1 protein-coding gene is annotated in these 242 nt (G+C 46.7%); it reads right to left on the bottom strand.

The annotated features are described in order from the left end of the window. The coding region (locus tag NVV99_RS26790; RefSeq protein WP_260783336.1) for a DUF2804 domain-containing protein at nt 1-229 on the bottom strand (229 nt) is incomplete at its 3' end. Nucleotides 230-242: the final 13 nt, after the last annotated feature.

Below are 242 nucleotides of genomic sequence, written 5' to 3'. Positions count from 1 at the left end.
AAGCCAGATTAATGCCGACCCGTTTGTTCTGGGCATCCCAAAAATTACAAGACAGCCAGAACCAGGCCGTTTCCGGGCGTAAAAAACCACAGGTATCATCCAGAGAAACAAAAGTTTTGTCATGAAACTGGATGGTTTGTCCCTGCTTGTTGATGAAAAAACCTTCACAGCCGAGCGTGGTCAGCTTTTGGGTATAGGTCCAGCCATTAATCCCATTCGGACTGCACATGCTTAATGGATCG

It is taken from the genome of Rhodococcus sp. PAE-6 (genome assembly GCF_025290685.1).
In the GTDB taxonomy this organism is placed as follows: Bacteria; Actinomycetota; Actinomycetes; order Mycobacteriales; family Mycobacteriaceae; genus Rhodococcus; species Rhodococcus pyridinivorans.
The sequence above is the reverse complement of the archived record's forward strand: the minus strand, read 5'-3'. Positions and strand labels throughout refer to the sequence as shown.